This is a genomic window from Streptomyces sp. NPDC040718 (assembly GCF_055593565.1).
In genome coordinates this window covers 402,830-419,399 of record NZ_JBVIXO010000006.1, presented here as the reverse complement: position 1 = coordinate 419,399, position 16,570 = coordinate 402,830, and the positions used below count along the sequence as shown (strand labels likewise).

The following is a 16,570-nucleotide window of genomic DNA, read 5'->3' as shown; positions in this document are numbered from 1 at the left end:
CGCGGGCGCCAACGACCAGGGCGGCTCCCACACCTGGACCAGCGGCTGCTGAGACCCCCCGGATAGGCTCGGAGCCCTCACCGCCGGGGTCCGTACCGCAGGCCCGAGCGGTACGGACCCGAGGGAAGGAAACACCGCCATGCCCGGCCCCGCCGAGATCCGGATCCTGCGCGCCGCCGACCGGACGGCCGCACCGTGGAAGAACGGCGGCGGGGTCACCCGCGAGATCGCGGCCTGGCCCGAGGGCGCCGGGACGGACGACTTCGCGTGGCGGGTCAGCCTCGCCGAGGTGGGGGCCGACGGGCCCTTCTCGTGCTTCCCCGGCGTCGACCGGATCCTCACCCTGGCCGAGGGCGCGGGCATGGACCTCATGGTCGGCGGCGAACGGCGGCTCGTCGACGAGCGGTACGCGCCCCGGCGCTTTCCCGGGGACCTGACGACCGGCTGCCGGCTGCTGGGCGGCCCCGTCGTGAACTTCAACGTGATGTACCACCGGGACCGGGTCCGGGCCCGCAGCGCCGTCGTACGGGGCGAACTCGCCCTCGCCGCGCTGCCGGACGAGACCCTGCTGGTCGTGGCCCTGGAGGGTCCGGCGGCCCTCCACCGCCCGGGGCACCCGGACGCCCGCACCGAACTCGGCCGTCACGACGCCGTTCTGCTGAGGGAGTCCCCGGCCTGTGTGATCCGTACCGACGGGCCAGTGGCCGTCGTGGGAATGCGCGGCATCACCGGTGGGGATCGAGCCGCCGGTGGGCCGGACCTCCACGACCAGCGGGTGCGCACCTCCAACTGACATCCGGCGGGGGAGGGGTGGCGGGGTCCGCCGCACGCCCGGCAGAATCGAACGGTGATCACGACCGAACCCGAAACGGACCCCTTCAACGAACACCGAAGGCTGCTGTTCGCCACCGCCTACCGCATGCTGGGGACCGTCAGTGACGCCGAGGACATCGTCCAGGACGCCTGGCTGACCTGGAACAAGGCCGACCGCTCGGAGGTCCGCCACCCCAAGGCGTACCTCGTGCGCACGGTCACCAACCTGTCCCTGAACCGGCTCACCTCCGCCCGCGCCACGCGGGAGGAGTACGTCGGGCCCTGGCTGCCGGAGCCCCTGCTCACCGAGCCCGACGTGGCGCAGGAGCAGGAGCTCGCCGAGAGCGTCTCCACGGCGATGCTGGTCGTCCTGGAGACGCTCGCCCCCGTGGAGCGCGCCGTGTTCGTGCTGCGCGAGGTCTTCGGCTACTCGCACGCCGAGATCGCCGGCTTCCTGGACCGCGCGGAGCCCTCGGTCCGGCAGATCTCCCACCGCGCCCGCAAGCACGTCGCGGAGCGCCGCCACCGCTACGACTCCGGCACCGCGGAGCGCGAGCGGATCACGCGGCGCTTCCTGGAGGCCTGCTCCGGGGGAGACCTGAACGACGTCCTGGCGATGCTCGCCCCCGACGTCACCGCCTGGTCCGACGGCGGCGGCAAGGTCACCGCCGCCCGCCGCCCGCTGTACGGCGCGGACCACGTGGGCCGCTTCCTGCTCGGGGTGCTGGCCAAGCCGGCCATGGCCGGGGTCACCGTCGTCCCGGCGTTCATCAACGGCGAGCTCGGCGTCCTGGCCCTGGCCGGGGACGAGCCGATCGGGTCGTTCACCTACGACCTGGAGGGCGGCCTGATGCGCAACATCCGCATCCAGGTCAACCCCGACAAGCTGGCGGGCCTGCGCCGCTGACGGACCGTCACCGCCCGGGGCCGGGCTCCTCCGCGCGCCGCAGCGCGCCGAGGGCCCGGTCGAGGCGGGTCCGGCGGGTCTCCGGGGTCAGGGCCTGGAGCAGCGGCAGCGCCAGCTGGTAGCGGGCGCTCCGGTCGAGGGCCTCGAACGCCGCCCGGGCCCGGGGGTCCGCCTCCAGGGCGGCCGCCAGGTCGGGCGGGACCGCCGCCGTGCGCTGGGACGCGTACGCGGCCGCCCACCGCCCGTCGGCCTGCGCCCTGCGCACCTCCGCGAGCCCCGGTTCGCGCATCCGGCCGGCCGCCGTCAGCGCCGCGACCTTGTCGACGTTGACCTGCGATCCTCGGGCGGCGCGGTACGTACTTCTGGAGGTAGTGCCGCTCGTCGTGCGAACGCCGCTGGCCGGAGATCCAGCCGTAGCAGAGCCCGATGTCCACCAGCTCGTCGTCGGTGACCGACGGGATGCCGGACTTCTTCCTGGCCACCTTGATCCACACGCCCTCGGCGCGGGCGTGGTGCCGCTCCAGCCAGCTCTCGAAGGCTCCGGCATCCGCGAAGGCGATGACCTCCACGCCGTTGATCTCGTCCATGCGGTCCAGGCTAGCGACACCAACTGACAACGGCCTAAGCTCCGTTGGCCGTGCGGGCCCGCTCCTCGATGGCGGTGATCAGCGCCTCGACCCGCAGCCGGAAGATCTCCTCCTCGGTCACCTCGGCGAGTTCGCCGCTCAGCCGGGTGATGTTCGGGAAGCCGCCGGGGTCGACCAGCCGGTACTCGCGGCTCCAGGAGGCCTCGTCCGCTTCCCGCACCTCCGGCGGGAACAGCAGGTAGGCGGCGCGCTGGCCGACCCAGGCGAGGATGGAGTCGCCGACCATCCGGTAGTGCGCCGCGGCCTCGGCCCCCTCCAGCCCGGCCTCCCGCACCGCCCCGAGGATCAGTTCGACGACCCGGAACTCGTTGGCCCGGCGGGTGGTCCGGCTGGCCATGGTCGAGCCGACCACCGGGTACTTGAGGGCGACCTCCAGCGACCCGGCGGCCAGCGCCCGCAGCCGGTCCTGCCAGCCGAGCCCTTCCGGGATGGCGGCGAGCGCCTCGCCGAGGGTGCGGTCGGCGACGGACAGCAGCAGCTCGTCCTTGTCGCGGAAGTGGCGGTAGACCGCCGTCGGGTCGGCGCCGAGCTCCTCGCCGAGGCGGCGGACCGTGAAGGCGTCCTCGCTCCCGCGCGCCGCGATGCGCAGGCTCGCGTCGATGATCGCCTCGGGGGTGAGCTGGCTGCCGGCCCGCTTGGAACGGCCGGGGGTGTCGGGTGGCTTCGGCATGGTGCGGCCAGTGTATCGATCCGGCACGCAGTCGGCGCAACACCGTTGACAACACTGTTGCGCTCCCGTTCACTCCTCCTCAACCAGCAAGCCGTGCGGGCCCCGCCCGCCGAGCCGGAGGATGCGCGATGGGCAGCAGCAGTCAGCGGGCCGACACCGTCTTCGTGGGAGGGAAGGTCTTCACCGGGACCTCCCGGGCCCCCGTCCGGGCGGCCGTCGCCGTCGCGGGAGGGAAGATCCTCGCCGTCGCCGACGAGAGCGACGTACGCCCCCTCGCGGACCGCGCCACCGAGGTCGTCGACCTCGCCGGGGGCCTGCTGCTCCCCGGCTTCCAGGACGCCCACGTCCACCCGGTCGTGGCCGGGGTCCAGATGCTCGGCTGCGACCTGAGCGAGGCCCGCTCCGCCCGTGAGTACCTGGCCGTGGTGGCCGCCTACGCCCGCGAGCACCCCGGGGCGGCCTGGATCCGCGGCGGCGGCTGGTCCATGGACGCCTTCCCCGGCGGCACCCCCACCCGGGCCATGCTCGACGAGGTGGTCCCGGACCGGCCCGTCCTGCTGACCAACCGCGACGGCCACGGCGCCTGGGCCAACACCCGCGCCTTCGAACGCGCCGGAGTCGGCCGGGACACCCCCGACCCGGCGGACGGCCGGATCGAGCGCGAGCCCGACGGCACCCCGGCCGGCACCCTCCAGGAGGGCGCCATGGAACTGGTCGCCCGCCACGTCCCCATCGCCACCCCCGAAGAGGCGCACGCCGGCCTGCTCGCAGCGCAGCGGCACCTCTTCTCCCTCGGCGTGACCGCCTGGCAGGACGCCATGATCGGCGCCTTCCCCGCCCAGCCCGACAACTACGGCGTCTACCTGCGCGCCGCCCGAGAGGGCTCCCTGAAGGCCCGCGTCGTCGGAGCCCTGTGGTGGGACCGCGAGCGCGGCCTGGAACAGATCCCCGAGATCGAGGAGCGCCGCCGCACGGGCCGCGTCGGACGCTTCAACGCCACCAGCGTGAAGATCATGCAGGACGGCATCGCCGAGAACTTCACGGCCGGCATGCTGGAGCCCTACCTCGACGGCTGCGGCTGCGCCACCGCCAACTCCGGGCTCAGCTTCGTCGAGCCGGGCCTGCTCGCCGAAGCGGTGCGGATCCTCGACCGGTCCGGCTTCCAGCTGCACTTCCACGCCCTCGGCGACCGCGCCGTCCGGGAGGTCCTCGACGCGCTGGAGGCCGCCCTCGCGGCCAACGGCGCCAACGACAACCGCCACCACCTCGCCCACCTCCAGGTCGTCCACCCCGACGACATCGGGCGCTTCGCCCGCCTGGGCGCCGCCGCGAACATCCAGGCGCTGTGGGCCGCCCACGAGCCGCAGATGGACGAGCTGACCATCCCCTTCCTGGGACCCCGGCGTGCCGCCCTCCAGTACCCGTTCGGCGACCTCCAGCGCGCCGGCACCCGCCTGGTGGCCGGCAGCGACTGGTCGGTCAGCAGCCCCAACCCCCTCTGGGGCGTCCACGTCGCCGTCAACCGCACCGTCCCCGCCGGCGAAGCCGACGCCCCCGCCCCCGGCGAGGTCCGCGAGCCCTTCTTCCCCGAGCAGGCCCTGACCCTCTCCCAGGCCCTGACCGCCTACACCGCCGGCAGCGCCTGGGTGAACCACCTCGACGAGGTCACCGGCACCGTCGAGCCGGGCAAGTACGCGGACCTCGCCGTACTCGACCGCGACCCCTTCGCACTGCCCGCCGGGGAGATCGGCGACGTACGGGTGATCCGTACCTACGTCGACGGCGAACCGGTGCACACCGCCGCCGGCTGAACCCCGCCCCGCAGAATCCCCGGCCGACCCCCGCCCACCCCTCACGGAGGCAGACGATGCCATCACCCCGAACGAGAGCCGCCCTCCCAGGCCGCGGACGCGCCCGGCGCGCCCGGCACACCCTCGCCGCCGGCCTCACGGCCGCCGCGCTACTCCTCACCGGCGCGTGCAGCGGCACCGCCGCCCCCCGCCCCGGGACCCCCGGCACCCCGGAGCTCACCGACCGGACCCCCGCCGCCGCCGGGAACCTGGACAGCTTCACCTGGTCCACGTACGCGGAGCCGACCAGCATCGACTACGCCTACTCCTTCGACTTCCCGCCCAACCAGATCCTCGCCAACGTCTGCGAGAGCCTGCTGCGCTGGAACCCCGACCTCACGACCTCTCCGAACCTCGCCTCCTCGTACGCCAACCCCACCCCCACCACCTGGGTCTACACGATCCGCCCCGGAGTCCGCTTCCACGACGGCACGCCCCTGACCGCCGACGACGTCGTGGCCTCCCTGCGCCGCAACCTCGACCCGGGGACCGCCAGCGTCTGGGCCTCCACCTTCCGCAACGTCAAGTCCGTCGACCGGACCGGGGACATGGAGGTGACCGTCACCCTCGCCAAACCCGACTCCACCTTCAACCAGTACCTTGCCGCCGGCCCCGGCACCGTGGAGTCCGCCGCCACCCTCGCCAAGGCCGGCAAGGACTACGGGAACCCGCGGACCGGGGTGAACTGCACCGGCCCCTTCTCCTTCGGCTCCTGGACCTCCGGCCAGTCCCTCACCCTCAAGCGGTTCGACGGCTACTGGAACCCCGAGCTGAAGGCCAGGTCGGGCGAGGTGAAGTTCGTCTTCCTCGCCGACCCCACCACCCGGGTCAACGCCTTCCAGAGCGGCGAGGTCGACGGCGGCTGGATGGTCCCGGCCGGCGCCTACGGACAGCTGCGCTCCAGCCAGGCCGGCACGCTCTACTTCGGCCGCAACACCACCGTCGCCGACGAGGTCGTCGCCGACCTCAAGGGCCCCCTCGGCGACGCCCGCGTCCGCAAGGCCCTGCTGATGGCCACCGACCGCGCCGGCATCATCAAGGCCGGAGCGGGCGGAGTCGGAGAGGTCGCCCACTCCCTGGTCACCGACAACCTCTGGAGCACAGCCCCCGACGCCACCCGCGAGGCCCTCCTGAAGGACCTGCCCAAGGTCCCCTACGACCCCGCGAAGGCCAAGGCGCTCGCCGCCGAGGCGGGCGTGTCCGGGCAGGAGGTCGTCCTCGCCACCAGCGCCGTGGACTCCCAGACGACGATCATCACCCAGGCCGTCGCCCAGGCCGCCACCGCCATCGGACTCAAGCCGAGGATCGAGACCCTCTCAGCCGAGAAGTACTCCACGCTCTTCACCGACCCCGCCGCCCGCGAGGGCATCGACCTCTTCCTCACCTTCTGGTACACCTCCATCACCGACCCCCTGGACATGTACGGCTCCCTCCAGACCGGCAATTTCAGCAACTACGGCGGCTGGTCCGACCCCGGCTTCGACGCCGCCGTCGAACGGGCCGGCGCCGCCCAGGACCCCGCCGGGCACGCCGCCGCCAACGCCGAGGCCCAGCGCATCGCCCTGCGGGAACTGCCCTGGCTGCCCCTCTACACCCAGCCCGTGAGCGTCTTCCTGGGCAAGCGCATCACCGGCGTGCAGCCGTCCATCGCCTACCTCTACTACCCGTGGGCGGCCGAGATCGGAGCCAGAGGATGACGGCCGCGGCGGCCCGCCCGGCGGCACTCGCCCGGGCCGGCCGGGTGCTGCGCCGGCTCGCGGGAATGGCCACCACCCTCCTGGTCACCTCCTTCCTGGTGTTCTCCTCCCTCTACCTCGCCCCCGGCGACCCGGCGAGCTTCCTCGTACGCGGCCGCAGCCCCAGCCCCGAACAGCTCGCCGAGATCCGCCGCCAGTACGGCTTCGACCAGCCCTTCCTGCTGCGGTACTGGAACTGGCTCGAAGGGGTCCTGCAGGGCGACTTCGGCCGCTCCCACCTCTTCCACCAGGACGTCGGAACCCTCCTGTGGTCCCGGCTGCCCTCCTCGCTCCTCCTCGTCACCACCGCGGCGCTGCTGATCGCGTCCGTCGGCGTCGCCGCCGGAGCCCTCGGGGCGCTGCGGCGCGGCACCCGCACCGACCGGACGCTGATGCTGCTGGTCACGGTGGGGGCGGCCGCACCCGCCTTCGTCGTCGCCCTGCTCCTGCGCTCCGTGCTCGGCGTCCGCCTCGGCTGGTTCCCCACCATCGGCAACGGCAGCGGCCTGCTCGACCGGCTCCACCACGTCCTGCTGCCCGCCATCGCCCTGTCCGTGACCTTCACCGCCCTGGTGACCCGGGTCACCCGCTCGGCGATGCTCGACGAACTGCGCCGCGAACACGTGGAAGTCGCCCTCAGCCGGGGCACCCCACGCGCCGCCGTCATCCGCCGCCACGTACTGCGCAACGCCCTCGGGCCCGTCGTCACCGTCTCCGCGCTGCTCGTCTCCGGCATGCTGGTCAGCACCGCCATCGTCGAGACCGCCTTCGGGATGTCCGGCATCGGCTCCCTGCTCGTGCAGTGCGTGGACCAGCTCGACTTCCAGGTCGTCCAGGCCATCGTGCTGCTCGTCGTGGCCGCGTTCGTCGTGGTCAACGCGATCGTCGACCTCGTCCAGCCGCTGATCGACCCGCGGACCGCCGCGGCGGGGAGCGCCCGGTGAACCTCAGGAAGGCCCCGCTGCGGGCGGCCTGCCCGCTGCTCCTCGCCCTGTTCGTGCTCGTCGCACTCCTCGCGCCCTGGCTCACCCCCCACGACCCCACCTTCGGCCGGCTCGGCGACACCCTGCTCGGCCCGGGCCCCGACCACTGGCTCGGTACCGGCCAGGGCGGCCACGACACCCTGTCCGCACTGATCGCCGGCACCCGCACCAGCCTCGCCGGACCGCTCGCCGTGGTCGTCTCCTCCACCGCCCTCGGCGTGGCCGTCGGCCTGTTCACCGCCTGGCGGGGCGGCCGGACCGACCGCCTCGCCGGCCGGGTGCTCGACATCCTCTTCGCCTTCCCGGCCCTGCTCCTGGCCATCCTCGCCGTCGCCCTGTTCGGCAAGGGGATGACGGCCCCCGTCATCGCCATGGCCCTCGCCTACATGCCGTACACGGCACGCCTCGTGCGCGGCCTCGCCCTCCAGGAGAAGGCCCGGCCCTACATCGCCGCCTACCGGGTCCAGGGCCACTCCGCCCTGTTCACCACCGTCCGCGCCCTGCTGCCCAACATCGCCCCCACCCTGCTCGCCCAGTCCACCGTCAACTTCGGGTACGCGCTCCTCGACCTCGCCGCGCTCTCCTTCCTCGGCCTCGGCGTCCAGCCGCCCACCCCCGACTGGGGAGCGATGATCAACCAGGGCCAGGCCGCCGTCCTCCAGGGCGAACCGCTGTCCGCCGTCGTCCCCGCCGTGGCGGTCGTCGTCGTGGTCGTCGCCTTCACCGTCGTCGGGGAGAACCTCGGCGACCGGCTCGCGGGAAGGGGCTCCCGATGACACTGCTCCGGTACGAAGACCTGCGCATCACCCTGCCGGGCACGGCCCGCCCCCTCCTCGACGGCATCAGCCTGGGCGTGGACCCCGGCGAAACGGTTGTCCTCGTCGGCGAATCCGGCTCCGGCAAGTCCGTCACCGCCCGCGCCGCCCTCGGGCTGTTCCCCCAGGGGGCCGAAGTCCGGGGCCGGGTCGCCGTCGACGGCACCGACCTGGTCGGCGCCGACCGGGAGGACCTGCGCGAGGTGCGCACCGCCAAGGCCGCGATGATCTACCAGGACCCCAGGGCCGCCATCAACCCCGTCCGCCGCGTGGGGGACTTCCTCACCGAGTCCCTGCGCCTGGTGCACTCCTGGCCCAAGGCCCGGGCCCGCGCCCGGGCGGCCGAACTCCTCGACGCCGTGGGCCTCCCGGACCCGGTCCGGCACCTGGACCAGTACCCGCACGAACTGTCCGGCGGCATGCTCCAGCGCGTCGTGATCGCCGCCGCGCTCACCGCCGAACCCCGCCTGCTGCTCTGCGACGAGCCCACCACCGCCCTCGACGTCAGCACCCAGGCCGAGATCCTCGCCCTCCTGGGCCGGCTCCGGCGCGAACGCGGCCTCGGCCTGCTCCTGATCACCCACGACATCGAACTCGCCGCCTCCGTCGGAGACCGCGTCTACGTGATGTACGCGGGCCGCATCGTCGAGACCGCCCCCGCCGCCGACCTCCTCACCGCACCCCGCCACCCCTACACGGCCGGCCTGATCGGCTCCGCGCCGCCGCTCGACGGCGCCCCGCCCCGGCGCCTCGTCCCCGTCCCCGGATCCCCCCTCGGCCTGCTCGAAGCCGCACCCGGCTGCGCCTTCGCACCCCGCTGCCGGTTCGTGGACCCCGGCCGCTGCGAGCAGTCCCCGCCGGCGCTGCGGGAACGGGGCCCGGCCGCGGCCGCCGCCTGCCACCGGATCGGCGAAGCCGCCCTCACCCCCGTGGAGGCCCGATGACCACCCCGCTGCTCGAAGTCACCGGGCTGCGCAAGACGTACCGCACCGGCGGGACGGAGGTCGTCGCCGTCGACGGCCTGTCCTTCGCGCTGGAGCCGGGCGGCGCCCTCGGCATCGTCGGCGAGTCCGGTTCCGGCAAGACCACCACCGCCCGGATGCTGGTCGGCCTCGAACGCCCCGACGCCGGGCGGATCCTCGTCCAGGGCAGCCCCCTCGCCGAGTCCGTCCGGGGCCGGGCGGCCCGGCTGGCCCGGGCCAAGGCCGTCCAGATCGTCTTCCAGGACCCCTACCTCTCCCTGGACGCCCGGCTGCCCGTCGGCGCCGCCCTCGACCGGGTGCTCAGACTGCACGGCTCCCGCGAACCGGCGGCGCGCGCCGCCCGGGTACGGGAGCTGCTCGCCCAGGTCGGCCTCGGCGACCGCGAGGCCGCCGCCCTGCCCCGCCGGCTCTCCGGCGGCCAGCGCCAGCGCGCCGCCATCGCCCTGGCGCTGGCGGTGGAGCCGGCCGTACTCGTACTCGACGAGGCCGTCTCCGCCCTGGACGTGTCCGTACAGGCGCAGGTGCTCAACCTGCTCGCCGACGTCCGGCGCGACACCGGCATCGGCCTGGTGTTCGTCAGCCACGACCTGGCGGTCGTCCGCTACGTCTGCGACGACGCCCTCGTCATGTACCGGGGCCGGACCATGGAACACCGGCCCGTGGCGGAGCTGCTGACGGCGCCCCGGCACCCGTACACCCGGCTGCTGCTGGCCTCCGTGCCCCGCCCCGGATGGGACCCCGACTCCATCGCCCGGCGGCGCAGGGAGCTCGACCCCGCAGGAGCCGCGCCCGCCGTGTGACCGGCCCCACACGCCGGGACCCGCCCCGCCCGTCACAACCGCGGGGCGGGCCGGGTCAGGGGGGTGTGAACACGCACACGACAGCCCTCGCCGTCCCGCTCGCCGCCGCCCTCCTGGCCGTGGCCGGCACCACCACCGTCACCGCCGCCCCCGCCGCGGCGCACACCACCCCCTGGCACAGCGCCTGGGGTGCCTCGCCGCAGGCCCCCACGCACACCGACTGGTTCCCCAACTGGTCCGAGGAGGGCTTCCGGAACCAGTCGGTGCGCCAGGTCGTCCGGGCCGGCGCCGAGGGCTCGGAGCTCCGCGTACGGCTCACCAACGCCTACGGGAAGACCCCGCTGCGGATCACCGGCGCGACCGTCGCCCGCAGCGCCGGCGGCGGCGCCGTCCAGCCGGAATCCGTACGCACCCTGCGGTTCGGGGGCGCCGGCGCGGCGGCCGTCCCGGCCGGCGGAACGCTCGCCAGCGACCCCGTGGCCCTGCCCGTCAAGGCCTTCGAACAGCTCACCGTCACCCTCTGGTTCCAGGGCCCCACCGGCCCCGCCACCTTCCACAACGTGGCCATGGGCACCTCCTACCGGGCCGACGGCGACCACCTGCGCGACACCGCCGGCGACGCCTTCACGGTCCCCGGCAACCAGAGCTGGTCGTGGTACCACCTGGCCGGGATCGACGTGAAGGACGGCACCCGGGACGCCGCCGCCCGCCGTACGGTCGTCACCTTCGGAGACTCCCTCTCGGACGGCTTCGGCGCGACCCCCGGCACCGACCGCCGCTACCCCGACGCACTCGCGGGCCGCCTCGCCGGACAGGACCGGCCGCGCGCCGTCCTCAACGCCGGAATCGCCGGGAACAAGGTCCTCCAAGACTCGCCCTGCTTCGGGGAGAGCGCCCTGCACCGCTTCCGCCGCGACGCGCTCGGCCGTCCGGACACCGGCACCGTGATCGTCCTCCAGGGCACCAACGACATCATCCAGCCCGACATGCCCCAGGACCGCTGCACCGCCGGCCCCCGGGCGACCGCGCAGGAGATCATCGCCGGCCACCGGCAGCTGATCCGCGAGGCCCACCGGCGCGGTGTCAGGATCCTCGGCGGCACCCTTCCGCCCTACGGCGAAGCCCAGTACTGGAACCCGGGCGCGGAGGCCATACGGAACGAGGTCAACACCTGGATCCGCACCAGCGGGTCCTACGACGGCGTCGTGGACTTCGACCGCGCGGTCGCCGACCCGGAACACCCGCAGAAGCTGAAAGCGGAACTCGCCTTCGGCGACCGCCTCCACCTCAACGACGCGGGCTACCGGGCGATGGCCGAGGCGGTGGACCTCAACTCCCTGTGAGCCGCCCGGTGCACGGACGCACGCGGCGCGCGAGCGGTACCCGAGTCCGGCCCGAGCCGGGCACCAATCGCGCGCTACCGGGTCTGGCTACCTTGCAGAGACCCACCGCACGTCCAGCACCAAAGGGGTAGCACGTGAACCACGCGCGCACCACCCGCCGCATCGCGGCATCATTCGAGGACCTCGTCGGCAACACCCCGCTGTTCCGGCTCCAGCTCGACGGGCTGCCCGGAACGGCCCGGGTCCTCGCCAAACTGGAAGCGGCCAACCCGTTGTCCAGCGTCAAGGACCGGGCCGCCCTCTTCATGATGAGAGCCGCCGAGGAGTCCGGAGCCCTCCAGCCAGGCGCCACCGTCATCGAGTCCACCTCCGGCAACACCGGAATCGCCCTGGCGGCCCTCGCCGCCGCCCGCGGCTACCGCTGCCTGATCGTGCTCCCCTCCAACGCCTCCCGGGAACGCGTGCTGACGCTGCGCATGCTGGGCGCCGAGGTCGAGTTCACCGACCACACCCTCGGCTTCGCCGCCTGCGTCGAGTACGCCGAGAAGCTCCACGCCGACATGCCCGGCTCCTGGTACGCGCGCCAGCACGAGAACGCCGACAACGTCCGCGCCCACTACGAGACCACCGGCCCCGAGATCTGGCACGACGCCGGCGGCCGCGTCGACTACCTGGTGTGCGGGATCGGCACCGGCGGCACCCTCACCGGCACCGCCCGCTACCTGCGCGAGCGCAACCCCGACCTGAAGGTGGTCGCCGTCGAGCCGGCGGGCTCCGCGCTGCTCTCCGGCGGCCAGGCCGGCCCGCACGCCATCCCCGGCCTCAACGGCGGCTTCATCAGCCCCGTCACCGACATCCACCTCATCGACGAGGTGATCCCCGTCCAGGACGCCGACGCGGCTGCCACCACGCGCGCCATCGCCGCCCGCTCCGGGCTCCTCGTCGGGATCTCCGCGGGCGCCGCCGCGTACGGCTGCCTCGAACTCGCCCGCCGCCACGACCTGTCGGACGCCGTCGTGGCGACCGTGTTCCCCGACAGCGGCGAACGCTACCTGAGCTGGTGGCCGCAGGAGGACACCGCCGGCCGGGGGTGAGCCGGCGCCCGCCCCATCCCGCTCCACCCCACCCCACCCCCCGTCCCCACCCGAGTACGAGCCCGAAATCCCTGCGGCAGCAGGGGGAGAAGAGAGCTGATGAACCCCGAGCGCACCCTGCTGCTCGTCGGTGCGACCGACGAGACCGTGCGGAAGGCCCACGACCTGGGACTGAGCGTGCTGCTGCTCCAGCACCCCACCAAGGTCAGCGAGGAGCAGAACCGGCTCGCCGCGGCCGTCGAGGTCGTGGACTTCACGGAGTGGGAGCAGATCGAACCCCTGGTCCGGGCCTGGCACGAGAGCCCCGGCTTCGCCGCGGCCGTCTCCCTGACCGAGCCGGGGCTGGAGAACGCGGGCCGGATCAACGACCTGTACGGGCTCGGGGGGACCGGCTACGAGGTCACCGCCCGCATCCGGGACAAGGCCGCCATGCGGCGCTACGTCGCCGAACACGACCCGGAACACGCCGTCGGCGCCCGGTCCCTGAAGGCCCGTGAGGACCTGGACGCCTTCGGGGCCTCGTACGGCTTCCCCTTCATCGTCAAGCCCGTCGACGCCACCGCGAGCATCGGTGTCATGCGCGTCGAGGGGCCCGAGGACGCCGACCGGGTCTGGGCCGAGGTCACCCGGCTCTCCGGCACCCGCACCGACCGGGTCTCCTCGCTGTTCGTCCTGAAGGACTTCCTGATGGAGGAGTTCCTGGACGGACCCGAGTTCAGCGTCGAGTCCTTCAGCTTCGGCGGCCGCCACGTCATCGTCACCGTCACCGAGAAGTTCACCGCCGACGGCCACTTCGCCGAGCTCGGCCACGCGGTCCCGGCCAGGCTGTCCGACGCCGACGACGAGGCGATACGCGCCGGCATACGCGGGTTCCTCGACGTGATGGGCCTGCGCGACGGCGTCTGCCACACCGAGGTCCGCCTCACCGCCAAGGGCCCGCGCGTCATCGAGGGCCACAACCGGATCGGCGGCGACTCCATCCCCGAACTGGTGCGCAGCGCCTTCGGCGTCGACCTGGTCACCCTCGCCGTCGGCGCCCCCTTCGGCCTGGTCGAGGAGCTCCCCGACCGCCCGCAGGCGCACGGTGGCGCCAGCGTCCGCGCCCTGATCGGCACCCCCGGCACCCGGGTCGAGTCCATCGCCGGGATCGAGGAGGCGCGCGCCGCCGAGGGCGTCATCTCCGTCACCCCCAGCGCCAAGCCCGGCGACGAGGTGCGGGTCCTGAAGGACAACTGGGACCGGCTCGGCCTGATCGCCGTCGCCGCCGAGGACACCTCGGCGGCGATCCGCCGCGGCGCCGGGGTGATCCGCGAGCACATCCGCATCACCCTCGCCGGCCCGGACGGGGAGACCGTCCTCGCGCAGCCTTCCGAGATCGCCCCGCGCGAGAACCTGCTGATCCTGCACCGCAACCCGCTGGAGCCGTTCCCGTACCGCTCCTGGCTGCCCGACCACACCGGTGACATCGTCGTCCTCGCCGCCCGCGACAAGATCGAACTCGCGGGCGAGAAGCTGCCGGACGGCGACCTCGGCTACACCCGCCTGGAGATCTTCGACGACTTCGACGCGGAGGAGGTCGACGCCCGCGCCGTCGAACTCATCGCCGAGCACGGCATCACCGGCGTGAGCGCGCTGCACGAGGCCGACATGCTGCGCGCCGCGCGGCTGCGCGAGCGCTTCGGACTGCGCGGCGCCTGGCACGACGACGTGGTGCCGTTCCGCGACAAGGCCCTGATGAAGACCCGCGCCCAGGCGTCCGGCGTCGACGTCGCGGCCTGGGTCCAGGCCCGCACCGCCGACCAGGCCCGCGAGTTCGCCGCGGCCGAGGGCTTCCCGGTGGTGTTCAAGGAGCGCAGCGGCTTCAACGCGGTCGGCCTGCGCATCCTCCGTGACGAGGCCTCCTTCGAGGAGTGCCTGACGGAGGTGTACGCCGAAGGCGAGCGCGACGACGTCCTGCTGGAGGACTTCGTCCCCGGCCGCATGTGCCACGTCGACGGCGTGGTGCGCGACGGCCGGGTCGCGATGGCCTGGCCCTCGCAGTACCAGTACGACCTGTCCTCCTTCGCCTCCGACCCGGGCCCGCGCATCGACCTCACCCTCGACGAGGACGACCCGATCACCCCGCGCCTGCTCGACCTCGCCGAGCGGGTCCTCGCCTCGCTGGCCCCCGAGGGATCCCGGCTGCGCGACCACACCTTCCACATGGAGGTCTTCCACACCCCGGACGACCGGCTCGTCATGTGCGAGATCGCCTGCCGCCCCGGCGGCGCCAAGATCCGCGAGGTCTTCCACAGCCTGTTCGGCGTCCACCTCGGCGGGTACGCCGTGCGCGCCGAGGCGGGCCACGAACTCCACCCCGCCGTACGCCGGGGCGGTGACTCCGCGGGACTGCCGAAGCCGCGCCACATGGCGGGGCAGCTGCTCATGATGAAGCGGCCCGGCCTGGTGCGCGAGCTGCCGGCGGTGCCCGGGCACGACTGGCTCGCCGGGTTCTGGCTCTACGCCGAGGAGGGCCAGGTCATCGCCCCGGCCTCCGGCTCCTCGGACTTCCTCGCGGCCGCCGTGGGCACCGGGCCGACCCGCGCCGAGGTCGAGCGCCGGCTGCGCGAGCTCGGCGAGTGGGTGCGCGAACACAGCGTGATCGGCGACGAGTCGTGACCGGGGCCCGCCTGTCGGCGAAGGCGCGGTACATGCTGGGCATGGTCGTCGACGCCACCGGCGCCGGCATGTACCTGCCCCTGTCCCTGCTCTACTTCCACCACGTGACGGGGCTGCCGCTCACCCAGGTGGGCACCCTGATGACGGCCGCCGCCGTGATCGGCCTGGTCAGCAACCCGGCGGCGGGCGTCCTCATCGACCGGTTCGGGGCCAAGGCCGTCGTCACCGGCGGGTACCTGCTGCGGGCCGCGGGCTTCTGCACGTACCCGCTGGTGGACAACGGCTACACGATGTTCGCCGTGATCCTGCTGGTCGCTCTCGGCGACACCTCGTACCCGCCCGCGATCCAGTCGTTCATCGCCGAGTTCGTCCAGGGCACCGAGCGGGACAAGCTGCTCGCCGCGCAGCGCAGCCTGCGCAACGCCGGTCTGGGCGTGGGCGGTCTGGTCGCCGGCGGGGTCCTGGCCCTCGGCAGCGACGCGTTCTACTACGTGATCGTGTTCGGTACCGCCGCCGGGTACCTGCTCGCGGCCGTCTGCTTCGGCTCGATCCCGATCGCGAAGTCGGCCGCCCCGGCCGCCCGGACCTCCCGCAAGGGCGGCTACCGGCTGGTGGCGCGCAACCGGCCCTTCCTGGCCCTGACCCTGCTCAACGTGCCGACGGCGTTCGGCTACACGGTGCTCGCGATCGGCCTCCCGGCGTACGTCACCCAGGACCTGGGCGCGTCCACCTCGCTGGTGGGCGTCCTGTACGCCGTCAACACGGTCGGGATCGCGCTGCTCCAGATCCCGGTCACCCGGGCCCTCGTGGCCTACCGCCGCTCCCGCGCGGTGGCCCTGGGCGCGGCCGTGTTCGCCTCGTCGTTCCTGGCGTTCGCCGTACTCGCCGCGGTGGGGGACAAGACCGTCATCCTGATCGGCATCTTCGCCGCGACGGCCCTGTTCACCGCGGGCGAGCTGATGCACGGCGCCACGGCGTCCGCCCTGTGCGCGCAGGCGGCGCCCGAGGAGACCCGGGGCCGGCACCTGGCCGTGTACCAGCTCTCCTGGGCGGTCCCCAGCGCCCTGGCCCCTGCCGTCCTGACGGCCCTGCTCACCCTGTCGCCCCTGGCGATGTGGCTGGTCCTCGCGGCGGGCGCGACGGTCTCGGCCCTGGGCGTACTGCGGCTGGAGCCGAGGCTGCCGGAGGAGGCGGTGTACCCGCGTCCGCGTCCGGTGCCGGGCACGAGCGCGCCCGCGGAGCCCGCGGCGGCCTGACCGCCGCCGGCCGCG

At 73.8% G+C, this 16,570-nt stretch carries 13 protein-coding genes and 1 pseudogene; 12 read left to right on the top strand and 2 right to left on the bottom strand.

Going from position 1 to position 16,570, the window contains the following annotated elements; translation table 11 throughout:
- Positions 1 to 139 precede the first annotated feature (139 nt).
- Positions 140 to 793 (top strand): HutD/Ves family protein, encoded by a 654-nt coding sequence (locus ACZ597_RS18810; RefSeq protein ID WP_471331108.1) that lies wholly within the window; start codon positions 140 to 142, stop codon positions 791 to 793.
- A 54-nt stretch (positions 794 to 847) separates the two neighbouring features.
- Positions 848 to 1,720, top strand: coding sequence for an RNA polymerase sigma-70 factor (locus ACZ597_RS18805; protein ID WP_471331105.1), 873 nt, complete (start codon positions 848 to 850; stop codon positions 1,718 to 1,720).
- A 7-nt stretch (positions 1,721 to 1,727) separates the two neighbouring features.
- Here the strand turns inward: ACZ597_RS18805 and ACZ597_RS18800 are convergent.
- Positions 1,728 to 2,307 (bottom strand): annotated as a pseudogene (locus ACZ597_RS18800) (YdeI/OmpD-associated family protein).
- A gap of 34 nt (positions 2,308 to 2,341) precedes the next feature.
- A complete protein-coding gene (locus ACZ597_RS18795) occupies positions 2,342 to 3,037 on the bottom strand; it encodes a TetR/AcrR family transcriptional regulator (protein ID WP_471331102.1) in 696 nt (231 codons plus the stop codon).
- 128 nt (positions 3,038 to 3,165) lie between these two features.
- On the opposite strand from ACZ597_RS18795, the gene ACZ597_RS18790 reads away from it, so the two are divergent.
- The 10 genes from ACZ597_RS18790 to ACZ597_RS18745 all read left to right on the top strand — a co-directional run bounded on the left by ACZ597_RS18790 (position 3,166) and on the right by ACZ597_RS18745 (position 16,555).
- Positions 3,166 to 4,848: an amidohydrolase gene (locus tag ACZ597_RS18790; RefSeq protein WP_471331100.1), complete on the top strand. Its 1,683-nt coding sequence runs from the start codon at positions 3,166 to 3,168 to the stop codon at positions 4,846 to 4,848.
- A 56-nt stretch (positions 4,849 to 4,904) separates the two neighbouring features.
- A complete protein-coding gene (locus ACZ597_RS18785; RefSeq protein WP_471331098.1) occupies positions 4,905 to 6,584 on the top strand; it encodes an ABC transporter substrate-binding protein in 1,680 nt (559 codons plus the stop codon).
- Positions 6,581 to 7,567 carry an ABC transporter permease gene (locus tag ACZ597_RS18780; RefSeq protein WP_471331095.1) on the top strand — a complete coding sequence of 329 codons (987 nt, stop codon included), beginning with the start codon at positions 6,581 to 6,583 and terminating at the stop codon, positions 7,565 to 7,567. The genes ACZ597_RS18785 and ACZ597_RS18780 overlap by 4 nt, the downstream gene beginning before the upstream one ends.
- Entirely contained in the window at positions 7,564 to 8,382 is an 819-nt protein-coding gene (locus ACZ597_RS18775) for an ABC transporter permease (protein WP_471331093.1), read from the top strand. Before ACZ597_RS18780 ends, ACZ597_RS18775 begins: the two co-directional genes overlap by 4 nt.
- The gene (locus tag ACZ597_RS18770; protein ID WP_471331090.1) at positions 8,379 to 9,365 is read left to right on the top strand and encodes an ABC transporter ATP-binding protein; all 987 of its coding nucleotides are present in this window, start codon (positions 8,379 to 8,381) and stop codon (positions 9,363 to 9,365) included. Before ACZ597_RS18775 ends, ACZ597_RS18770 begins: the two co-directional genes overlap by 4 nt.
- Positions 9,362 to 10,204 (top strand): ATP-binding cassette domain-containing protein, encoded by an 843-nt coding sequence (locus ACZ597_RS18765; protein WP_471331087.1) that lies wholly within the window; start codon positions 9,362 to 9,364, stop codon positions 10,202 to 10,204. The genes ACZ597_RS18770 and ACZ597_RS18765 overlap by 4 nt, the downstream gene beginning before the upstream one ends.
- Positions 10,205 to 10,269: 65 nt before the next feature.
- Complete coding sequence (locus ACZ597_RS18760) at positions 10,270 to 11,547, top strand: SGNH/GDSL hydrolase family protein (RefSeq protein ID WP_471331085.1); 1,278 nt, start codon at positions 10,270 to 10,272, stop codon at positions 11,545 to 11,547.
- 134 nt (positions 11,548 to 11,681) lie between these two features.
- The gene (locus tag ACZ597_RS18755) at positions 11,682 to 12,641 is read left to right on the top strand and encodes a PLP-dependent cysteine synthase family protein (protein WP_471331082.1); all 960 of its coding nucleotides are present in this window, start codon (positions 11,682 to 11,684) and stop codon (positions 12,639 to 12,641) included.
- Positions 12,642 to 12,740: 99 nt separating this feature from the next.
- Entirely contained in the window at positions 12,741 to 15,299 is a 2,559-nt protein-coding gene (locus tag ACZ597_RS18750) for an ATP-grasp domain-containing protein (RefSeq protein WP_471331080.1), read from the top strand.
- Complete coding sequence (locus tag ACZ597_RS18745; protein WP_471331077.1) at positions 15,296 to 16,555, top strand: MFS transporter; 1,260 nt, start codon at positions 15,296 to 15,298, stop codon at positions 16,553 to 16,555. The genes ACZ597_RS18750 and ACZ597_RS18745 overlap by 4 nt, the downstream gene beginning before the upstream one ends.
- The last annotated feature ends 15 nt before the right edge of the window (positions 16,556 to 16,570 follow it).

Coding starts and splice junctions, on each gene's coding strand:
- ACZ597_RS18795 (WP_471331102.1), bottom strand. CDS start 3,037: ATGCCGAAGCCACCCGACACCCCCGGCCGTTCCAAGCGGGCCGGCAGC.
- ACZ597_RS18810 (WP_471331108.1), top strand. CDS start 140: ATGCCCGGCCCCGCCGAGATCCGGATCCTGCGCGCCGCCGACCGGACG.
- ACZ597_RS18750 (WP_471331080.1), top strand. CDS start 12,741: ATGAACCCCGAGCGCACCCTGCTGCTCGTCGGTGCGACCGACGAGACC.
- ACZ597_RS18765 (WP_471331087.1), top strand. CDS start 9,362: ATGACCACCCCGCTGCTCGAAGTCACCGGGCTGCGCAAGACGTACCGC.
- ACZ597_RS18770 (WP_471331090.1), top strand. CDS start 8,379: ATGACACTGCTCCGGTACGAAGACCTGCGCATCACCCTGCCGGGCACG.
- ACZ597_RS18785 (WP_471331098.1), top strand. CDS start 4,905: ATGCCATCACCCCGAACGAGAGCCGCCCTCCCAGGCCGCGGACGCGCC.
- ACZ597_RS18780 (WP_471331095.1), top strand. CDS start 6,581: ATGACGGCCGCGGCGGCCCGCCCGGCGGCACTCGCCCGGGCCGGCCGG.
- ACZ597_RS18790 (WP_471331100.1), top strand. CDS start 3,166: ATGGGCAGCAGCAGTCAGCGGGCCGACACCGTCTTCGTGGGAGGGAAG.